This is a genomic window from Faecalibacterium sp. (assembly GCF_052358865.1).
Taxonomy (GTDB): Bacteria; Bacillota; Clostridia; order Oscillospirales; family Ruminococcaceae; genus Faecalibacterium; species Faecalibacterium butyricigenerans.
The window spans coordinates 1-2584 of sequence record NZ_DAWCVJ010000141.1 but is presented as its reverse complement, the minus strand read 5'-3'; the positions used below and the strand labels follow the sequence as shown (position 1 = coordinate 2584).

Genomic DNA, 2584 nt, shown 5'->3' with positions numbered 1-2584 from the left:
CCTCTACTCACTAGCCAGCGAGAATAGCCAAAAGCCAGCAAAAAACAAATGAATTATGTACTTCTGCCACTGATTGCAACGGCATATCGGTGACAGAAAGATCGTTTAGAGCGATTCTTCGCGGTTTGGGGTGGTAGAAATCGTTTTGTAGTTGGACTTTTTCTGCTGAAGCTGCTCCAGCTGTTTCAGCACCGATTCCTTCTCCGGGGGCTTGCCGCCCGGTGTGGAAAGCTGCTGCTTATTCAGCACCATGTCGATATACTTGCGGATATTTTTCAGGGCAGAGACATCCGGCTGCAAGGTTTCCAGTTTGGTACGCAGTTCTGCGCTGCCGGATTGCAGCGCAGAAAATTCGGCATCCAATGCCGAAAAATCTACCGCTGTGCTGCCGTTCAGTTTCATCAGAGTGCGGACAGCTTTATTAAAGGTGTCCAGCTCCTCTTTGTGCTGGGCGGCATAAGCGTCCTTGGTCAACTTGAAGTTCTTCTTGATAAAGGTGTCGTGGATGGGCTTCAGCTTGGCATGGACGGCAGCAGCGTCCCTGATCTGGGCGATTGTCCGCATACGGTTTTCGTTCTGCTTCAACTGCCCGCGGAGAGGAGCAGCGGTCTGGTTTAAGCTGTCAATGGCTTGGTTCAAATCCTCAATGGTGTTCAGGGAATGGGCTTTCAGATAGTCCACAGCCCGTTTGACTTCCTCAAAGTCCCGGGCAGTGCATTTCAGTTTTGCCTTGCCAGACCAATCGCTGCGCTGCTCGTTGCGGAGGTTGAAGTAATCCACCAGCAGGTCGGACAGCATTGGCTCCTTGGCTTGTTCCAGTGCATCCAAAAGAATCTGCTTCTTTTCATTCAGGTCTGCGATCCAGCGTTGCAGCCCACGAATCGCACTGCGGATGGACTGCATCAGGCTATTGGCGGCGCGAATATCCCGGTTCAGGTTGCCGAGAAAAGTTTCCACTCCACGCTTTTCCATCTGGTGTGCGGCGGGACCGAGATGCACGGTCGGTATCTGCTGGATGCCCTGTCGCTCAAAGGAGCGCAGGTCAACACGTTCCGGGCGGCCAGCCGCTTCCAAATAGCGGTTGGTAATGGTCTCCCAGCCATGCCGCCAGACCTCGGCATACTTCTGGTCGTTCCAGTCCACCGTGTTTTCCTTGTGGCACTTCCAGTTGCCGGAAGCGAGCCGGATGCGCTCACCGTTCTCGTCAAGGTCGTACACCTTTCTGGCTTTCGGGAGCCACTTGCCGTGTTCATCTATTGCCCGGAGCGTCAGCAGAATGTGAGCGTGTGGGTTTCCATCTCCCTTGTCGTGGATGGCAAAGTCGGCAATCATCCCTTTGGAAACAAACTGCTCCTGACAAAACTCTTTTATCATGGACAAATACTGCTCCTTCGGCACCTCCACCGGGAACGCCAGCACGATGCGCCGGGCAAGCTGGGAGTTCCACTGGTTCTCCACAGCTTCTACGGCGTTCCAGAGGGTCGCCCGGTCTGCATATCCGGGCGGCGCATAGGATGGCAGCATGATCTCGGCGTGGACAAGCTCTTTCTTCTTGTTGTAGAATTTTGTTCTCTGGTCGTACTCGCTGAACAGCCGTTCGCCGCTTTGGTAAGCGGCCCCGGCAACAGCGGACTTCCCTTGGCTGCGCTTGACGATGGTAATTTTGAAATGCGGACACGGAATAGGCATCACCCCCAAACAAAAAGACCGCCCAGCAAGATTGCTCTTGTGAACGGTCTGGAATCGTATTCGGTTGTGCTCGCCGCCTTGGACCGGAGTGCCATGCGCTTCGGTCTTAGGCGGGAGCCGCAAAAGGATAGCTGCAAAGCAGCGCAAGGAAAATGCAGTTTTCCTTGGGATGGAATCGGGCTGGCGCACAAACGCCAGCTTCGATTTCATCGAGCCGTCTGCAAGACCGCAATTTCACCGGAACGGTGTATAATTGCGCCCTTTATTCTAAAGGGTGCGGAACGCTGCGGCTTTCGTGCAGGTCGTGAATCATCTTTGCAAGAGCCAGCGCAACTTCCGGCTGACGGAACGCAATTTTCAGCAGCTCCATCACCTGATCGTTGGTGAGTTCTTCCGGCGCAATCAGAAAACTTTCCAGCATTCCGGCACGGGTACACAGCCGATGCACACGGGCCTTGCGGGTCAGCTCCGGTATCTGGTGTTCCAGAATTTTCTCCCGGTGCTGGTAGTAGCGCAGCTGCTGTTCTGCTTTGGCTTTCTCGCTGCGGAGATAGGCGAGATCGGTTTTCGGTTGGGTCAATGGCATCACGCTCCTTTTCAAAAGTTGGTTGTATTCGACATTTTTATTGGTTCGTGGTACACTACACACAATCAATGTGAATAGAGGTGACTGCGTTGCTTGCGTTATATCTAAGTGTGCTTGATGATCGAAACTTTGAAGAAGATTTTACCGAGGTGTACAATACATACAAACGGCTGGTTTACCATACCGCTTACAAAATCATGGATGATTCGTATCTGGCAGAGGATGTGCTACAAGAGGTATTTTTGTACGTTGCAAAAAATTTTTCTAAAATTCATCGAGAAAACTGTCACGAACTCGCTGCTTATCTCG

Annotated in this window: 3 protein-coding genes; 1 reads left to right on the top strand and 2 read right to left on the bottom strand. The window is 52.5% G+C overall.

What is annotated here, in order from left to right; translation table 11 throughout:
* Positions 1 to 105 precede the first annotated feature (105 nt).
* Complete coding sequence (gene mobQ, locus ACT8X9_RS13275; protein ID WP_444269311.1) at positions 106 to 1683, bottom strand: MobQ family relaxase; 1578 nt, start codon at positions 1681 to 1683, stop codon at positions 106 to 108.
* 268 nt (positions 1684 to 1951) lie between these two features.
* Positions 1952 to 2269, bottom strand: a complete 318-nt coding sequence (locus ACT8X9_RS13270; protein WP_316541617.1) for a DUF3847 domain-containing protein — start codon at positions 2267 to 2269, stop codon at positions 1952 to 1954.
* A gap of 86 nt (positions 2270 to 2355) precedes the next feature.
* Here ACT8X9_RS13270 and ACT8X9_RS13265 point away from each other — a divergent pair.
* The coding region (locus tag ACT8X9_RS13265) for an RNA polymerase sigma factor (RefSeq protein WP_444269310.1) at positions 2356 to 2584 on the top strand (229 nt) is incomplete at its 3' end.